General features: G+C 70.1%; 19 protein-coding genes and 1 pseudogene. 8 read left to right on the top strand and 12 right to left on the bottom strand.

Annotation, left to right across the window (positions count from 1 at the left end):
- The first annotated feature begins 134 nt into the window (after positions 1-134).
- The 4 genes from KIK09_RS30075 to KIK09_RS30060 all read left to right on the top strand — a co-directional run bounded on the left by KIK09_RS30075 (position 135) and on the right by KIK09_RS30060 (position 3,636).
- Complete coding sequence (locus KIK09_RS30075) at positions 135-614, top strand: hypothetical protein (protein WP_214322759.1); 480 nt, start codon at positions 135-137, stop codon at positions 612-614.
- An 89-nt stretch (positions 615-703) separates the two neighbouring features.
- On the top strand, positions 704-1,765 hold the full coding sequence (locus KIK09_RS30070) for an ABC transporter substrate-binding protein (RefSeq protein WP_214322758.1): 1,062 nt from the start codon (positions 704-706) through the stop codon (positions 1,763-1,765).
- Positions 1,758-2,822 (top strand): FecCD family ABC transporter permease, encoded by a 1,065-nt coding sequence (locus tag KIK09_RS30065; RefSeq protein WP_214322757.1) that lies wholly within the window; start codon positions 1,758-1,760, stop codon positions 2,820-2,822. The genes KIK09_RS30070 and KIK09_RS30065 overlap by 8 nt, the downstream gene beginning before the upstream one ends.
- A complete protein-coding gene (locus KIK09_RS30060) occupies positions 2,812-3,636 on the top strand; it encodes an ABC transporter ATP-binding protein (RefSeq protein ID WP_214322756.1) in 825 nt (274 codons plus the stop codon). Before KIK09_RS30065 ends, KIK09_RS30060 begins: the two co-directional genes overlap by 11 nt.
- Positions 3,637-3,673: 37 nt before the next feature.
- On the opposite strand, the gene KIK09_RS60165 is transcribed toward KIK09_RS30060, so the two are convergent.
- From KIK09_RS60165 to KIK09_RS30040, 5 genes and pseudogenes are all read right to left on the bottom strand, one after another.
- Positions 3,674-4,786, bottom strand: a complete 1,113-nt coding sequence (locus tag KIK09_RS60165; RefSeq protein WP_308164388.1) for a heavy metal translocating P-type ATPase — start codon at positions 4,784-4,786, stop codon at positions 3,674-3,676.
- 73 nt (positions 4,787-4,859) lie between these two features.
- A pseudogene (locus KIK09_RS60160) lies at positions 4,860-5,750 on the bottom strand (P-type ATPase actuator domain-containing protein); the annotation flags it as partial.
- 161 nt (positions 5,751-5,911) lie between these two features.
- Positions 5,912-6,895 (bottom strand): metal ABC transporter solute-binding protein, Zn/Mn family, encoded by a 984-nt coding sequence (locus KIK09_RS58060; RefSeq protein WP_250573969.1) that lies wholly within the window; start codon positions 6,893-6,895, stop codon positions 5,912-5,914.
- A 68-nt stretch (positions 6,896-6,963) separates the two neighbouring features.
- Positions 6,964-7,506 carry an MFS transporter gene (locus KIK09_RS30045; protein WP_214322755.1) on the bottom strand — a complete coding sequence of 181 codons (543 nt, stop codon included), beginning with the start codon at positions 7,504-7,506 and terminating at the stop codon, positions 6,964-6,966.
- 210 nt (positions 7,507-7,716) lie between these two features.
- Positions 7,717-8,271 (bottom strand): MFS transporter, encoded by a 555-nt coding sequence (locus KIK09_RS30040; RefSeq protein ID WP_214322754.1) that lies wholly within the window; start codon positions 8,269-8,271, stop codon positions 7,717-7,719.
- 219 nt (positions 8,272-8,490) lie between these two features.
- On the opposite strand from KIK09_RS30040, the gene KIK09_RS30035 reads away from it, so the two are divergent.
- Positions 8,491-9,438, top strand: a complete 948-nt coding sequence (locus tag KIK09_RS30035; protein WP_214322753.1) for a VWA domain-containing protein — start codon at positions 8,491-8,493, stop codon at positions 9,436-9,438.
- 18 nt (positions 9,439-9,456) lie between these two features.
- Here KIK09_RS30035 and KIK09_RS30030 read toward each other — a convergent pair whose 3' ends face one another.
- The 4 genes from KIK09_RS30030 to KIK09_RS30015 all read right to left on the bottom strand — a co-directional run bounded on the left by KIK09_RS30030 (position 9,457) and on the right by KIK09_RS30015 (position 11,845).
- Entirely contained in the window at positions 9,457-9,843 is a 387-nt protein-coding gene (locus KIK09_RS30030; RefSeq protein ID WP_214322752.1) for a VOC family protein, read from the bottom strand.
- Positions 9,840-10,127, bottom strand: a complete 288-nt coding sequence (locus KIK09_RS30025; RefSeq protein ID WP_214322751.1) for an ArsR/SmtB family transcription factor — start codon at positions 10,125-10,127, stop codon at positions 9,840-9,842. The genes KIK09_RS30030 and KIK09_RS30025 overlap by 4 nt, the downstream gene beginning before the upstream one ends.
- A gap of 90 nt (positions 10,128-10,217) precedes the next feature.
- Positions 10,218-10,541: an STAS domain-containing protein gene (locus tag KIK09_RS30020; protein ID WP_214322750.1), complete on the bottom strand. Its 324-nt coding sequence runs from the start codon at positions 10,539-10,541 to the stop codon at positions 10,218-10,220.
- Positions 10,542-10,582: 41 nt separating this feature from the next.
- Complete coding sequence (locus tag KIK09_RS30015) at positions 10,583-11,845, bottom strand: DUF5994 family protein (protein ID WP_214322749.1); 1,263 nt, start codon at positions 11,843-11,845, stop codon at positions 10,583-10,585.
- 334 nt (positions 11,846-12,179) lie between these two features.
- On the opposite strand from KIK09_RS30015, the gene KIK09_RS30010 reads away from it, so the two are divergent.
- From KIK09_RS30010 to KIK09_RS30000, 3 genes are all read left to right on the top strand, one after another.
- Complete coding sequence (locus KIK09_RS30010) at positions 12,180-12,386, top strand: cold-shock protein (RefSeq protein ID WP_214322748.1); 207 nt, start codon at positions 12,180-12,182, stop codon at positions 12,384-12,386.
- 191 nt (positions 12,387-12,577) lie between these two features.
- Positions 12,578-13,264, top strand: coding sequence for a nucleoside/nucleotide kinase family protein (locus tag KIK09_RS30005; protein WP_214322747.1), 687 nt, complete (start codon positions 12,578-12,580; stop codon positions 13,262-13,264).
- A gap of 169 nt (positions 13,265-13,433) precedes the next feature.
- Positions 13,434-13,823 (top strand): VOC family protein, encoded by a 390-nt coding sequence (locus KIK09_RS30000; protein ID WP_214322746.1) that lies wholly within the window; start codon positions 13,434-13,436, stop codon positions 13,821-13,823.
- 20 nt (positions 13,824-13,843) lie between these two features.
- On the opposite strand, the gene KIK09_RS29995 is transcribed toward KIK09_RS30000, so the two are convergent.
- From KIK09_RS29995 to KIK09_RS29985, 3 genes are all read right to left on the bottom strand, one after another.
- Complete coding sequence (locus tag KIK09_RS29995) at positions 13,844-14,290, bottom strand: SRPBCC family protein (protein ID WP_214322745.1); 447 nt, start codon at positions 14,288-14,290, stop codon at positions 13,844-13,846.
- A 125-nt stretch (positions 14,291-14,415) separates the two neighbouring features.
- On the bottom strand, positions 14,416-15,642 hold the full coding sequence (locus tag KIK09_RS29990; protein ID WP_214322744.1) for a serine/threonine-protein kinase: 1,227 nt from the start codon (positions 15,640-15,642) through the stop codon (positions 14,416-14,418).
- Between the two features lie 63 nt (positions 15,643-15,705).
- Positions 15,706-16,260, bottom strand: coding sequence for a YceI family protein (locus KIK09_RS29985; RefSeq protein ID WP_214322743.1), 555 nt, complete (start codon positions 16,258-16,260; stop codon positions 15,706-15,708).
- Between the last annotated feature and the right edge of the window lie 128 nt (positions 16,261-16,388).

The following is a 16,388-nucleotide window of genomic DNA, read 5'->3' as shown; positions in this document are numbered from 1 at the left end:
CAGAGGTATGGGAGGATCTCGGCGGGATGAGTCCGTTCTCGGTGGTGCGATGGGTGCGCGCGGCAAGTTTCGCCGCCACGTGCGCCGCGTTGGCCGCGCTCGGACACCTTGTCGGTGGGGGCACGTTCCACCCGGTGGCGCTGCTGGGCGGTTTCCTCCTTCTGCTGGCGCCCGCGATCGCCCTGACCGGGCGAGAACGCTCGCTGGCCGGCATCCTGCCCGCCACGGGTGCGTCGCAGGTCATCCTGCACATCCTGCTCGGCCAGACCTCCGGCTCTCACATGGTGACGCCGGACATGGCCGGAATGGGCCATCAAACCCCTGCATCTGGCTTCGGGATGTTCGCTCTCCACGCGGCGAGCGTTCTGGTGACCTCCGTGTGGTTGCGCTGGGCGGAGGCGGGCCTGTGCGCCCTGGTCCGGCATCTGGCGGGCTGGGCGCTGCGCCCGCTGCTGGTGCTGTTCTTCCTGCTGACCGGATGGATGACGTCCCGTCCGGGCGCGATCACGCGTGCGCGCGAGGACGAGACCGCGCGCATCCGGCTGTTCCTGCGATACGCCCGGGTGCTCCGGGGACCCCCGGAAGGGCAGCCCAGAACCGCAGCAGCGGCGTGATCCCCCAAGCGCGCCGCTGATCCAGGCGTGCGCGCCATCGCTGGTTCTGGCATGCGTTCCTTCCGACTCGTCATGAGAGAGCACATTCCATGAATCTTCGTTATCCCCTGGCGATCCTGCTGGCCGTGGCCCTGGGCGGGTGTGGCGCCGAGGGTGGATCCCCTGCCGCCACCGCTACGCTGCCCGTCTCGGCCGGCCGTACCGGCTATCCCTTGAGCTTCGACAACTGCGGCATGAAGGTCACCTTCCAGCGGCCGCCACAGCGCGTCCTGATGCTGAACGGGACCAGCGTGGGCGAGGTGGAGAGCTTCATCCTGCTCGGTCTGGACAAGACCGTCCTGGCCAACGCCCAGAGCTACGGTGTCTCCGACGACCCGTCCATGATCACCAAGATCAAGGCGCTGCCGACCGGCGGGCTGACCATGAACAAGAACTTCGACGTCCCCGCCGAGCAGGTGCTCAAGCTGAAGCCCGACCTGGTGGTGTCCACGTGGTCGGGCGGGTTCGACGCCAAGCGCGGCTTCGCCACCCGCGAGCAGCTCGCCGCCGCCGGGATCACCTCCCTGGTCAACCCCGTGAACTGCGCGATGGGCAAGCCGGAGGCGAGCGAGGAGGAGAAGCGCGCCTACCAGAACCAGTCCATCAACTCCTCGCTGGAGTTCATCGCGCTGCTCGGGCGGGTGTTCGACGTCCAGCAGCGCGCGCTCGACCTGATCGGCAAGCTGCGCGCCCGCGTCGAGGCGGTCCGGGCCCGCGTCGCGGGGAAGCCCGGCAAGAAGGTGCTCATCGCCTATCCCGGCATGTCCATGATGAACGCCAACGGGCTGCCCGCCGTGATGACGGGCGGCATCTACGACGACGTGATCAAGGCCGCCGGCGGCGTCAACGCCTTCGCGGGCCAGACCTCGGACATGACCCGCACCCTCAACAGGGAGCAGCTGGCCACAGCCCAGGTGGACGTGCTCGTGGTCGGCCTGTTCACCCCCGAGGAGAACGGCGAAGCCTCCGCCGCCAAGCTGTTCGCCGCCTACCCGCAGTGGGCCGCGTCCAGGTCCAAGACCTACACGGTGGTCTCCGACGGCGTCTATCTCGGACCGCTCAACGCCTGGGCCGTGGAGAAGATCTCCAAGGTGGTCCACCCCGGTGACTGACACCTCGATTCGCCCGCCGCGGACTCATCCGGTGTCAGGGCAGGCCACCGGGCTGCTGCTGGCCGGGCTGGTCATCGCGCTGGTCGCGGCCTTGGCGGCGGGCATCTCCGTGAGCTCGGTCAACCTCCCCCTCGGCCAGGTCTGGGGGGTGGTCTGGGCGCACCTGTCCGGACGGGGTGCGCAGGCGGACCCGCTGCTCAACCAGGTCGTCTGGGAGATCCGCACCCCGCGGGCACTGCTGGCCGCGCTCGCCGGAGCCGGTCTGTCGGTGGCCGGGGTCGCGTTGCAGGCGCTGGTGCGCAACCCGCTCGCCGACCCCTACGTGCTGGGGGTGTCGTCGGCGGCGTCCCTGGGCGCCGTGCTGGTCCCCGCGCTGGGCGGAGCCGCTCTGGTCGGCGTCACCGGCGCGGCGTTCGCCGCCGCGATGCTGTCGGCGCTGCTGGTGTACGTCCTGGCCCAGCGCGCCGGGCGGCTGCTGGACTCCTGGCTGGTGCTGACCGGGGTCGCCGTCGGCTACCTGTGCACGGCGGCGACCACGTTCGTCCAGCTCCAGCTCAACCCGACCGAGCTGCAGGGCATGATGTTCTGGCTCATGGGCAGCGTCGCCGGCGCGACCTGGGCCGACCTGGGCGTGCCCGCCCTGGTCATCGTCGCCTGCATGACGTGGCTGGCGCTGCGGGCCCGCGCGCTCAACGCCCTGCTGGCGGGCGAGGAGGCGGCCATCGCCATCGGGGTGCCGGTGGCGACCCTGCGGGTCGGGTTGCTGGTGGTCGGGTCGCTGCTCACGGCCACCGTGGTCAGCGTGGTCGGCGGCATCGGCTTCATCGGGCTGATGATCCCGCACATGGTCCGGTTCGTCGTCGGCGCCGACCACCGCCGCGTGCTGCCCACCTCCATGCTGGCCGGAGCGGTGTTCCTGGTGCTGGTGGACCTGGCGGCGCGGACGGCCGACCGGCCCAACGAGCTGCCGGTGGGGATCTTCACGACCGGGCTCGGCGTGCCGTTCTTCCTGTGGCTGATGCGCCGCCGGGCACGTGGAGGCGTCGATGCGGCTTGACCTTGCCGGGGTCAGCGCGCACATCGACGCGCGCCCCATCGTCAGCGACGTCGACCTGACCGCCGGGCCAGGCGAGTTCGTCGCGCTGGTCGGCCCCAACGGCAGCGGCAAGTCCACGCTGCTGCGCACCGTCTACCGATCGCTGCGCCCCTCGGGCGGCGTGGTCCGGCTGGACGGGCAGGACCTGTGGCGGATGCGGCCCCGCCAGGCAGCGCGGCACCGCGCCGTCCTTCCCCAGCACAACCAGGTCGCCGAAGGCCTGTCCGTCGCCGAGGTCGTGGCCATCGGCCGGCACAGCCACCAGCGGCCGTTGGAGCGGGAGTCCGCCGCCGACCGGGCGATCGTCATGACCTCGCTGGAACGGGTCGGCATGGACGGTGCCGCCGACCGGCTGATGACCACCCTGTCCGGCGGCGAACGGCAACGCGTCCTGCTCGCCCGCGCGCTGGCCCAGGAGGCGCCGGTGCTGGTGCTCGACGAACCCACCAACCACCTGGACGTCGGCTCCCAGCTCCTCCTGCTGGATCTGATCCGCTCCCTCGGCCTCACACTGCTGGCCGCCCTGCACGACCTCGACCAGGCAGCCGCCTATGCCGACCAGGTCGTCGTCCTGCGCGATGGCCATGTCGCCGGGCAGGGACCTCCGCTGGAGGTGTTGACACCCGCCTTCATCGAGGAGGTCTTCGGCGTGCGCGCCCACGTCGGCCCGCATCCCATAACCGGCCGGCCGCACATCGCCGTGGCCTCGCCCCCGCCCAAGGACCCGTTCGAGCCTCTTCGACCAGCACATTCGCAACTCGGGGAAGGTAGGTAGACGCCGGATACGCCAACAGGCAGCCAGGATCGAAGATTCAGGACGCTGGACGGACCGGTGCTTCGTCCGAGACCGCGGCCGGCTCGTCCAGGTAATCGGTGAGGTAGCTGCCGGTCGTGGCAGGCGGGGCGAAGCGGCGCAGGCGCAGGCTGTTGGAGACCACGAACACCGACGACAGCGCCATGGTGGCCCCGGCGATGAGCGGATTCAGCAGGCCGGTGGCGGCGAGCGGGAGCGCGGCGACGTTGTAGCCGAAGGCCCACACCAGGTTGCCTCGGATCGTGGCCAGCGTGGCGCGGGCCAGGGTGATGGCGGTGGGGACGACGTTCAGGTCGTCGCGGACCAGGATGAGGTCGGCGGCGGCCTGCGCGACGTCGCTACCCTCGACCACGGCCAGACCGAGGTCGGCGCGGGCCAGGGCGGGGGCGTCGTTGATGCCGTCGCCGACCATGGCGACGCGTTGCCCCTCGCCCTGGAGCCGGGCGATGGTGGCGGCCTTGTCGGCGGGCAGGACCTCGGCGATGACCTCGGTGATGCCGACCTGAGCGGCGACAGCGCGCGCGGTGGCGGTGTTGTCGCCGGTGAGCAGCACGGTGCGCAGTCCCATGGCGTGCAACCGTTCGATCGCCTCGGCGGCCGAAGGCTTGACGGTGTCGGCGAGGGCGATCGCCCCCAAGGCGGCGCCGTCGGCCGCGATGAGGACAGTGGTACGGCCCGCGTGTTCCCAGCGTGTCCGAGCCTGCTCCAGCATCGCGGGAACGGCGATCTCGTGCTGGGCCAGCAGCCGGGCCGAGCCGATGAGGATCCGCCTGCCCTTGACCGTCCCCTGGGCACCCAGTCCGGCCAGGGCGGTGAACTCGCTCACCGAGGGCAGATCCCCGAGCTCGCCGCGCGCGTGCGCGGCGATCGCCGTGGCGATGGCGTGCTCGGAGGCGTCCTCGACGGCGCCGACGTACCTGAGCACGTCGCGTGAGGGAACGCCGTCGGCGGTGACCAGATCCACCACGCTCATCCGGCCCTGGGTAAGGGTGCCGGTCTTGTCCAGGACGACGGTGTCGATGGCCCGGGCGGATTCCATGGCCTGATGGCTCTTGATGAACACGCCGAGCTGCGCACCGGTGCCGGAGGCGACCTGGAGAGCGGTGGGAATGGCCAGGCCGAGCGCACACGGACAGCTGCGTGTCGGCGCCCACCCGGGTGGCGCGCACCACGAGCCGGCCGCTGAGATTCACCGTCGCGCCGATCACCGCGTCGCCCTCGGCGACCTCGGCGGGCATCGACTCGCCCGTCATGGCGCTGGTGTCGATCGTGCCCTGCCCGTCCTCGATCTGGCCGTCGGCGGCGATTCGCTCCCCGGGACGTACCACGAACCGGTCACCGACCCGCAGGTCGGCCACGTCGATGCGGTACTCGTTCCCGTCGGCGCGCAGGACGCTCACATCCTTGGCGCCGAGCTCGGCCAGCCGGCGCAGGACCGCGCCGGAAGATCTCCGCGCCCGGGCCTCCAGCAGCCGCCCGATCAGCGCGAACGTCGTCACCCCGCCGGCGACGTCCAAGTAGAGCGCACCGCCCGGCGCCGTCAGCAGCGCCGACAGACCGGACGGAGCGGGCCCGGCGTCAGCCGGGAAGGCGATGACATACAGCGACCAGCAGGTAGCCGCGATGATCCCGGTCGAGATCAGGGTGTCCATGGAGGTGGTGCCGTGCCGCGCGGCCCTGAGCGCGGTCCGGTGGAACGGCCACGCGCACCACGTCACCAGAGGGAGGGTCAGGCCGACCAGCACCCACTCCCATCCGGGGAAGTGCCAGGCCGGCACGAACGCCATCCCCAGGGACAGATCCGCCAGCAGTACGGCCAGCCCGACGGCGACCACCATGCGCCGCCCCAGCATCCGCACCCGCCGGTCATCGGCGTCGTCCGGCGCGTCCGAGGTGTGCGGCGTGTACGGCTCGGCGCTGTACCCGGCGCGCTCGACCTCCCGGATGAGCTCCTCGAGTGTGGCGTCACCGGCCTGGATGGTCGCCTTCTCGGTGGCGTAGTTGACGCTCGCGGCGACTCCTTCCATCCGGTTGAGCTTGCGTTCCACCCGTGCCGCGCACGCGGCGCAGGTCATCCCGCCGATGATGAGCTGGACGGATGTGCCTTCCGGTGAAGTGAGGGTCATATGTGCTCCCTGAGCGTCGTCATGAAGGTGCCGGTCGGCACCGGGTCGGGCAGGTTGCCGAAGAAGTGCAGGCTTTCGTCGCGGGGACCGCCGCCAACGATGTCCACGGGTCAGCCGAGGGCCGCGACGATGGCATCGGCGTTGGCCCGGTACATGGCGATCAGGTCGAGGCCCTGGTCGGGGAAGTTGTCGATGACCACCCGCTTGGCCTGCAGGTTGGTCAGCGCGTCGCCGCCGGGCATGGCGGAGTTGTCCAGGATCAGCTGCGGCTTCCTGGCGGCCAGGTCGGCGATCTGTCCCGCGGTCGGCGGCTGCGGGCCGTACACCCCGGCGGGCCGGGCACCGGCCAGATCGGCGGCCCAGGCCACGAACGCCTGACAGACGATCACCGGCGTGGTGCCCTTGGTGGCGGTGGTGACCTTCTGCTTGAGCGCTGCGTACTCGGTGTCGAAGCTCTCCGTCCACTTCTCGGCCGCGTCGGCGGTGCCGAATGCGCCGCCCAGCCGTCGCACCTCGGCCTTCACCTTGCCGGGGGCGTTGTCCAGGGACACCTCGATCAGTTTGGCCGTGGATCCTGCGGCGTCCTTGAGCTTGCCCGCGAACCCTTCGAAGCCTGCGTAGAGCACGACGTCGGCCTCGGCGACCTTGGCCAGGTCGGAGGGCTTGGGGTCGTAGTCGGGCGCGTGCTTCACCCCGGGCGGGACGATCACCGTGATGTCGGTGGCGCCCGCCGCCTTGGCGAAGGCGGCCTCCCAGTTGGAGGCGGCGACCACCTTCAGCCCGCCCGGCTTCGCGGGTTCCTGCGCGCCGCCGCGGGCCTGCCGCTGCGGGATCCAGGCGACCTGTGCCCGGCGGCGGGCCCAGTCGGCTCCGCTGCGGGCCTGCTCGCCGTCGACCTCGATCAGGCCGGAGGTGTCGCGGTGCAGGCCGAGGACCGCACGCAGCAGCGTGCTCTTCCCCGAACCGTTGGTGCCGGTGATGGCCAGGTGGTCGCCGGGGGCCAGGTCGAGGTCGACCCGGTCAACGGCCGCGAGCCTGCCGTGGCGGCAACTGACCGCTGACAGGCGAAGGCCGGCCGCGCTGATAGTGGGCATGGGGGTACTCCGGTTGGGGGTGCGGGCATGACGAAAGCCGGCACCGGCGGTAAGTGGGCGCCTTGGGATCAGCGGGAGACAGGCGGCGGGGCGCGCATGCCCATCGCGTGACGCAGCAGCGCCGAGCGCAGAACCGCCGGAACACACCGGCTCGCGTCCCCGGCCCCGGGCGGAGCCGGGATCGCGCCGTGCCAGACCGGCAGGAGGCGCAGCCGTACCACCAGACGGCGCAGCAGCGCCCAGAGAACAGCCTCACCGCGAGCCAGCCACAGCGCCGTCAAGATCACGGCCCAACCGTGCATCACCAGCATGCCGAGCCCGGGGATCAGGCCGGAATGCAGGTGGCTCCCCGGCACCGCAAGGACTGGTGCCGTGGAGAAGAGCAGGTGCAGGCAGATCTGCACACCCGCCAGCAGCGGCAGGATCACGTTCATGCCGCGTTCGCGGCCGGTCACGGGCAGAGCCGTGAGGAAGGCGAGCACCAGCCCGCAGACCGCCGCCCTGCCGGAGACGGCGCCGCCGCCGAACAGGTGCGCGACCATGCCCAGCCCGAGACACACCACGGCGAAGGCGGTGGTGCGGGCCAGGCGGAAGGTCAGATCGGCGGACATGGTGGCCGTGTCACTCCGTGCAGCCGGTCGTGGGCCGACGCGGGCGACGAGACGAACATGCCGCAGCGCAGCGTCACCCTTGCTGTTCTGCGAATGAAACGCGGCACGGATGCCATCGCGAACTCCTGAAGAACCCCGTCCCCGGATGGACGGTGGCCGGAGGAACGCCCACCAGAGCGTCCCACTTGCCGGACGCGCCGACTGAGACCGTCAGAGGGCGCGTGACAGCATCGGCGGACCACGCCGATGGACCGCCGCGGCGAACTCCAACGAGCAGTGCACCCGCGGCTCGGATTCCGGTACGGCCTGCCGTACCGGAGCCGACTCTCCGGTCGAAAGCACGAGCAGCCATCGCAGCACGGGAAGCGGCGGCATCCCCCACAACCGCACCATCAGCCAGAACGCGTTCTCGCCCCGGTACAGCCACCATCCCGTGACGACCGCCACCACCAGATGGGCGAGCGTCATGCCCAGACCTGAGTGTGCATGGGCATCAGGCGAAACGGCGACGGGCGCGACGCCGGAGAACAGCTCGTGGAGCAGGATCTGCGCAGCGATGGTGGCGCCGAGCACCACCTGCGGCCCGCGCTCCCGCCCGCCGAGCAGGTATGCCAGCGCGAGCGTCCCCAGGCTGCCGAGGATCAGCACACCTGGTGCCACCGGCTTGCCACCTGCGAAGACATGTCCACCCGCGGACACCACGACGCACACCGTCGCGAAGACGGTCGCTCGCGCCAGGCGCAACCCTGGCCCCTCAGGGGACATGCCTGTCATTTTCCCATCCGGGGGTTGCGGTGATGACCCGAGGGCCGACCAGAAGGGATTCGATCGGCCGCGGGGAGCATCTGCGACGCGAGGTGGTGGGTGCGGCCGAGGCGCCCCGGAACACGGTGGAGTGGGGCTACCTCGCGGCCTCCTCGACAGGGTCGGTCCGCGAGGTTTCTAGACTGGGAGTATCCCCCCACTGCTTCCGAGGGGGAGGTCGTGACCTTCCTGTCCGCAGGATGGCTGTGGATGTTCGCGGTACTGGCCGCGGTCGTGGTCGCCTACGTGGTGGCCCAGGTGCTGCGGCCCCGCTACACGGTGCGTTTCACCAATCTGGCGCTGCTCAACCTGGTGATGCCGAGCCGTCCGGGCTGGGGGCGGCATGTGGCCGCCGCGTTGTTCGTGGTGATGATGGGGCTGTTGATCGTGGCGGCGGCCCGGCCCGCGGCGACAGTGAAGGTGCCACGCGACCGTGCGACGATCATGGTGGCGATCGACGTGTCGCTGTCGATGGCGGCCGCCGACGTGGCGCCGACACGGATGGGCGCGGCCCAGCAAGCAGCCAAGCGATTCGTGGCCGATCTGCCGGATCGGTTCAACGTGGGGCTGGTGTCCTTCGCGCGCACGGCGTCGGTGCTGGTGTCGCCGACGGCCGACCACACGGCCGTCATCAGGGGCATCGACGCGCTCAAGACCGGCCAGGGCACCGCCATCGGTGAGGCGGTGTTCTCCAGCCTGGAGGCGATCCGCTCCTTCGACCAGCAGGCCGCCAGCAATCCGCCTCCGGCGGCCATCATCCTGCTCTCCGACGGCGACAACACCTCCGGCCGGCTCGTGGTCGATGCGATGAGCGCCGCCGCCCAGGCCAAGGTGCCGGTGTCCACGATCGCCTTCGGCACCCAGGACGGCACCGTCGAGATCGACGGACGACCGGTGCCGGTGCCGCCGAACCTCGAGACGCTGCGCTCTCTGGCCGAGGGCACCCACGGCAGGGCCTACGGCGCGGAGACCAGGAGTTCGCTGGAGGGCGTCTACCAGCAGATCGGCTCATCACTGGGCACGATGACGGTGAAGCAGGAGGTGGGCTACCAGTTCCTGCGCTGGGCGCTGGTGCCGGCGTTCGCGCTCGCCGTGACCTCGATGCTGTTGTCGGTCAAGGTGCCGTGAAGCCCGTCGCCCTCGACGCTAGGCCGGGGTCACGATCTGGATCAGGTTCCCGCAGGTGTCGTCGAAGACCGCCATGGTCACCGGCCCTGCCTCCATCGGCTCCTGGGTGAACGTCACCTCCAGCCCGCGCAGCCGCTTGTACTCCGCCTGCACGTCCGCGACCTGGAACGAGGCGGCCGGAATGCCGTCGGCGACCAGCGCCTCCTTGTACGGCTTGACCGCGGGATGCCCGTCCGGCTCCAGCAGCAGCTCCGTGCCCTCGGGGTCCTCCGGCGAGACGACCGTCAGCCACCGGGGTCCGCCCAGCGGGATGTCGTGCTTCTTGGTGAAGCCGAGCACCTCGGTGTAGAAGTCGAGGGCCTTCTGCTGGTCGTCCACGAACACACTGGTGACGTAGATCTTCACGGTTGCTGTCCTTTCCTGGTGACCGGCCACCGCTCGAAGATGGCGGCCAGAGGAGTGGTGTCGAGGTGGTGGAACTTGTACCGCCCCTGCTTGCGCGTCGTGATCAGCCCGGCCTCCTCCAGCACCGCCAGATGCTGGGATACGGCCTGCCGGGTCAGGCTCAGCTGATGCCGGCTCGTCAGGCGGACACAGATCTCGAACAGGGTCTGGCCGTCGCGCTCGGTCAGCTCGTCGAGGATGGTTCGCCGGGTGGGGTCGGCGAGGGCCTTGAAGACATCGCCCATGCCGCGACAATAGGCAAGCCGTCACTTGCCTGTCAATCCAATCGCCGACTTCCAGGAAGGGACGCAGCCGATCTTCCAGCAGAAGTGGACCTATCGCGGACCGCGCTGGGCTGGGACGACGGGCAGGCTGCGGTCCAGGCCGGTGATGTGCAGCAGCCTGACCAGGTACGGCTGCGGCGCGGCCAGGGTGACGGTGATGCCCTGCCCCCGGGCGCGGTGCTGGATGCCGACCAGCGCGCCAAGACCGGCGGTGTCGCAGAACGAGACTTCCGAAAGGTCCAGAACGAGCACGCTCGTACAGGAGTCCAGCACGCTCAGCAGTCGCTGACGGAGCGCGTCGCTGGTGAAGATGTCGATCTCGCCGGTGAGCCGGACGGTCGTCGTGGCAGGCGGGCCGGTGTCGATGGTGCTCATGGGATTCCACCCGATCTAGATAGGGCTCTCAGCCCTGGGTCCTAGCTCCGTTCGTATGCCATGAGGTGGTCCACCTCCGTGAATCCGGCCGAGTCGAACAGGGACCATCCCGGGTGGGGACGGCAGGGCTCTCCCTCGGCGTACAGGAGAACTTCGTGCGCGCCGTGCGTGTACAGCACGGCCATGGCCTGGTCCAGCAGTGCCTGGTCGAGCGTGGCGTCGGCGTGCGCCAGGTCCGTCCCGAGCCACCACAGGACGCCGACCCCGTCGACGGGCGTCTCGACGACCGCCTCCACGGCCAGATCCTGCTCCCGGATGGTCAACCACCAGCCGGGAGGCGTCAGGCTGGGCTCGACCCGCACGAGCGGGCTCGTCGGCACCAGGATGAGACCGCCCCTGTCGCGGTGCAGGTAGTGCCAGGACCCCCGGCCGGCGAATCCGGCGTGCTCCAGAACCTTGCAGGTCACCGGGCGGCGCCGTGACGGCAGCGCGCCCAGCCCGGGAGTCAGGGCGGAGGGAATGCTGAACGCCTGTACGGCGGGCCGAGGTCCCAGCCAGCCTAGCACGTGGCCGACGAGCGGTTCGATCACGGTCACGAGTTCGCGCCCGTGCAGCCACAGGATCAGCCCGGCGTCGTCGCGAACCCGGGTGGTGGAGGAGATCACGCCGACCACTTCGCCGTCGTCGTCGGTCATCACCTCGGTGCGCGGCCGCTCGAGCTCGGCCCACCGGATGGGATCGCTCGCGCAGACGCCCTCCACGGCGTCGCCGAGCATCTTCGCCGTGCACGGGGCCTGTCCGGGCAGGCGATCCGCGTTGATCAGCGCGAGCACGTCCTCCTGGTCGGCGTCGTCGTAGGCGCGCACGTGGCGGACGGCCTCGCGGCGCGGGAATTCCTGTGCCCTCATGTCGCTGGTGGGACCTGCCACCGCCGACATGGCCGCGACCGCCACCCGTGGAGCAGTGTCCGGGGGGATCACGAGTAGAAGGAAGGCATCCTGGTCGCCGCGGATGACCCGGATCGTCCCCTCGGGCGAGGGAGACTCACCGATCCGGAGAAACCTGCCATCGATCACGAGGCTCGACGGACGGTCGTCCCAGGCGCCGGGGTCGACCCGGGCACGCAGGATCGGGCCGACACTCTCCTGCAGCGCGTTGATGAGCCCAGGCAGTTCCCGGCGTAGATCGCGGGACCTCGGCCACCAGGCCCCGTCCAGAATTCCCTCGCGGCATCCTGTCGGCTCCATCAGGAGCCGGACGTCAGCGGACAGCGGGGGGAACGGATGGTCGTGGTTCGGCATCATGACGTGCCGCCCATCTTCAGCCTCTCAGAGGCCGACTTGTCACCGAGGGTCACGCCAACATACCTGTCGGGCATTTCAGAACGTCCTCGATGGCCTCATCGTACGCCTGTCGGTGCCGCCGAGGCCGATCGCAGGGCAGAGCCACCCGGCTACGTGCTACCGTGTGAGTGTTGCAGTTGTTGTACCCATAAAAGACTTGTGCGCGCCCCGACGGAGTTCGCTCGTCAGGCGCGTGTTTTCGTTTTGCCGGTCACCTCCGGATGGGCTCATCGCGGCGACACGGAAGTCGTACGGAGCGACTTCCGTCTCAGCAGCTATCTTCAAGGAGATCGACATGGCTACCGGAACTGTGAAGTGGTTCAACTCTGAAAAGGGCTTCGGCTTCATCGCGCAGGACGGCGGCGGCGCCGACGTCTTCGCCCACTACTCCAACATCGTCGCCAACGGCGGCTACCGTGAGCTGCACGAGGGCCAGAAGGTGTCCTTCGACGTCGTGCAGGGCCAGAAGGGCCCGCAGGCGGAGAACATCGTCCCGGCCTAACCCGGCACATAGCACGATCAGATGGGCCCGCACCCCGTACAGGGGTGCGGGCCCATCTTTTTGCAAAATCTCGGAACAATGAAGCCAGTGATCCGTCCGGCCGGAGGGTCTGTCCGACAACCTGGCGATCTGGCGCAACCTGTGGTCCGATGGCGAGGACCTGCCCACACCTTCATCACCAGCCGGACACGATGACCACTCTTGACGAACTGGCCCACCGGGCCCGCTCGCTCGTCCTCGGTGAGCGCCGCGCGCTGCTCGGCGTCACGGGCGAACCCGGGTCCGGCAAGAGCACCTTCGCCCAGCACCTGGTCGCCCTGCTGCGGCGCACTCCCCTGCCATCACTGGACTGGGTGGCGTACGTGCCGATGGACGGCTTCCACCTCGCCGACGTCGAACTCGACCGGTTGGGGCGGCGCGACCGCAAAGGGGCCCCCGACACCTTCGACGCCGCCGGCTACACGGCCCTGCTCCGCCGCCTCCACCAGGACGCGGACGAGGTGGTCTACGCACCCGCCTTCGAACGCGACCTGGAGCAGCCGATCGCGGGCAGCATCCCGATCCCGCCCGCCGCCAGGCTCATCGTCACCGAGGGTAACTATCTGCTTCTCGACCAGGGCGACTGGGCTCGCGTGGGGGAACAGCTCGACGAGGTCTGGTACTGCGAACTCGCCAGGGACGAGCGCGTGGCCCGCCTCATCGCCCGCCACAAGCTGTTCGGCAAGGACCACGACACGGCGGTGGCCTGGGTACTGGGAACCGACCAGCGCAACGCCGACCTCATCGCCACGACCCGGTCTCGCGCCGACCTGATCGTGCCCGAGGAAGTCCTCCGCTCGATCGACGACCCCGACCGGGCGATGATCGACCAGCCGTGACCCCTCGGCCTGTCCTAGGAAGAGCCAACGGCAATAGCGGTCGATAAGAGCGAGCTGCCGGCGCCGGTTGATCGCGAGCCTTCCGCCAACCGAATGCTTGCTTGGTTGAGTCCCGCTCTGAGAAAGTGCGGTGTCCATTCTGTCCGGCAAGGTCAAGGAGGCAAGGTCTATGTCCGAGCTCACGGGCGTCTCGCACATCTCGCTGTCGGTGAAGGACAGAGACGCCAGCGTGCGCTGGTACACCGAGGTCCTCGACTTCAAGGAGTACGCCACGATGGATGAGGAGCGCTGGCTGCGCACCATCTGCCTGCACGACAGCCTCGCGGTCGTCGGCTTCACCCAGCACCTTGATGTGCGCGAGGACGGCTTCGACCACCGCAGGGTGGGCATCGACCACCTCGCGTTCGCGGTGCCCTCGCGCGCGGTGCTCGACGCATGGGCGCGCAGGTTCGAGCAGTTCGGCGTCACGTGCTCGCCCGTGGTCGACTCGCCGTTCGGCGCCGTGCTGTCGTTCCGCGACCCGGACGGCATCGCGCTCGAGCTGTTCGCGATGGAATAGAGCGATGTGTCACTGGAGCGCTAGGCCACCTCCTCGGCCAGGCGGTCGAAGAACTCGGTCCAGCCGGCGCGGGCGCCTTCGGCGTGCTCCTGGGTGGTGTTGACGCCGTACTGGTGGAAGCGCATGTGGGTGCCCGTGCCGGTGGCGGCGAACTCGATCGTCACCACCGAGGCGGGGCCGTCGCCGGGGTTGTCGGGGTCGCCGGTGGTGAACACGAGCCGCTCAGGAGCCCGCACCTCGCGGTAGGCGCCCTGCAGCGTCGCCTCGAACCCGTCGCCCGACACCAGCGTCGCCTCCCACCGGCCGCCGGGGCGCACGTCCAGGTGCACCCGGTCGGCCGGGGTGGCGTAGGCGCGGGGCCCGAACCAGCGGGCGAAGCGCTCGGGGTTGGTCCAGGCCTTGTAGACGTCCTCGCGCGGGGCGTCGAAGTCGCGGTCCAGCTCGTACTGCGCGGTGGGGGTCGACATGTCCGTGGTCCCTCTCTCGTCGTTTCTCTGGAGTGGTTCCACCTTCGCCATCGGCCCTTACGGTCTCCTTCCTGCGCCCTAAAGGCCTTCTTCTCATCCAGGTCAGGCGACCTTGGGTCTTTCGCTCATCCGTCGGAGGGTTCGACCTGGTCGGTGCTTTCAGTGGCGGTGGGTTTGGGTTTCTTGGTCTTGGTCTTCTTGGGGGTGTGCTTGGGGGCAGGGGTGGTTCCGGTGGTGCTGGGCCGTACGGGGTGGGAGGACTGGATCGTGGATGGCGGCGTGGTGGGGTACGGCGTGGCCGGGAAGGTCGTGGCGGTGGATCGGACGGTGGCGGTGAAGGAGTTCGTGACGACCGCGGGGGACGACGGGAGCACGGGCGGCGGATCGGTACGGCCGTACAGCCACGCGGCCGTGCCGGTTGCCAGCGCCACCACGACCGTCCCCGCCGCCAGCGCGCCGGCCCATGCCACTCGACGCCGCACCGGTACGGCCGGCCCGCTCACCCGCTGCCGGGACTCCTCGGCAACCGGGCCGGTGGGCTCCAGAGGGTGGCCCGCCACGACGGCGGCGATGCGGCGTTCGGCCTCGCGCAGCGTCAGCCGCTCCACCGGGTCCTTGCGCAGCAGGCCCGACAGGACCGGCGCGAGGGCGCCCGCGCGAGACATCGGGGGCGGTTCGGCGTGCAGGACCGCGCCCAGCGTGGTCAGCGCCGTCTCACGGCGGAAGGGTGACTGGCCCTCCACGGCGAAGAAGAGCGTGGCGCCCAGCGACCACAGGTCCGAGGCGGGCCGCGCCCTGCCTCCCGCGGCACGCTCGGGCGCCATGAACGCCGGTGTGCCCACCAGCTCGCCCGTCCTGGTCACCGGGACCTCGTCCTCGGTCGTGGCGATGCCGAAGTCGGTCAGCACGGCCCTGCCGTCCTCCGACAGCAGCACGTTGTCGGGTTTGACGTCACGGTGCACGACGCCGGCCTCGTGGGAGGCGTGCAGCGCCTCCAGCACCTGTATTCCGATCGACGCCACCTGAGGCACCGGCAGCGGGCCGTGTTCACGCACCCGCTCGCCCAGCGTGGCCGAGGGCACCAGCTGCATGACGATCCACGGGTGGCCGCGCTCCTCCACCACGTCGTAAACCGTGGCCACGCCCGGGTGGGAGACCCGGCCGGCAGCCCTGGCCTCGCGGAAGGTGCGCACGTTGAACATCTCGCGCTCCTGCTCGCTCAGGCCGCGCGGCGGGAGCACCTCCTTGACCGCCACGTCTCTGCCGAGCACCTCGTCGTGCGCCTGCCAGACCGTGCCCATGCCGCCCTGGCCGATGGTGCACAGCAGCCGGTAGCGTCCGCAGATAACCATGCACGGGCGGCTACCCTCACAGCAGCAGGCGGAACACCGCCGTCTCCGCCATGGATCGCCGGCTCACGCCTTGGGCACCAGAGCGACGTCGAACTCCACCTCGACGTCGTCGCTGAGTTTGAGCGCGCCGAAGAACGCCGAGTAGGGCTTGATGCCCCACCTGCTCTGGGTGACGGTCGCGGAACCGCGCGCACGGCTGTCGCCCAGCCGGCCTGTCACCAAGACCGGCTGGGCGACCCCGGCCATGGTCAGCTCGCCTTCGATGCGAAACGCCGCCGCAGTGCCCTCCACCCGCGTCGACCGGAACGTGATCGCCGGGTACCGGTCGGCCTGGAGGACCTTCTGCTGGATGTTCTTCCTGATGTCCGCCCTGTCGGAGTCGGTGAGCGGCTTGACGCCTCCGGTGCCCTCACGAACCTCGAACGACCTCGCGTCGATCTCGGCCACCACCGAGCAGCCGCCCGGATCGGCCGGGTCGACCGTGGCCTCACCACCCCAGCGGGTGACCTCGATGGTGAGATCATGCCCGGCCTTGGCTCCCAGCCCGGTACGCGTCGTCTTGACCAGGAGCCGACCGGACTCCGGACCGAAGGTGTAGCCACCAGCGGGAACACTCACCCTGCCAGGCTATCCCCACCGTCCGCTCACCCGACGGCGGCATGCGGTGACCCACTGATCACGGCGACGGCGAGCCACCGCGTGCGAGCCCCGCTCGCGACCACGCACGGCAGGCCCCGGCTCCAGCG

Source organism: Nonomuraea sediminis (assembly GCF_018531495.1).
In the GTDB taxonomy this organism is placed as follows: Bacteria; Actinomycetota; Actinomycetes; order Streptosporangiales; family Streptosporangiaceae; genus Nonomuraea; species Nonomuraea sediminis.
This window is presented reverse-complemented; position numbering and strand designations above follow the sequence as displayed.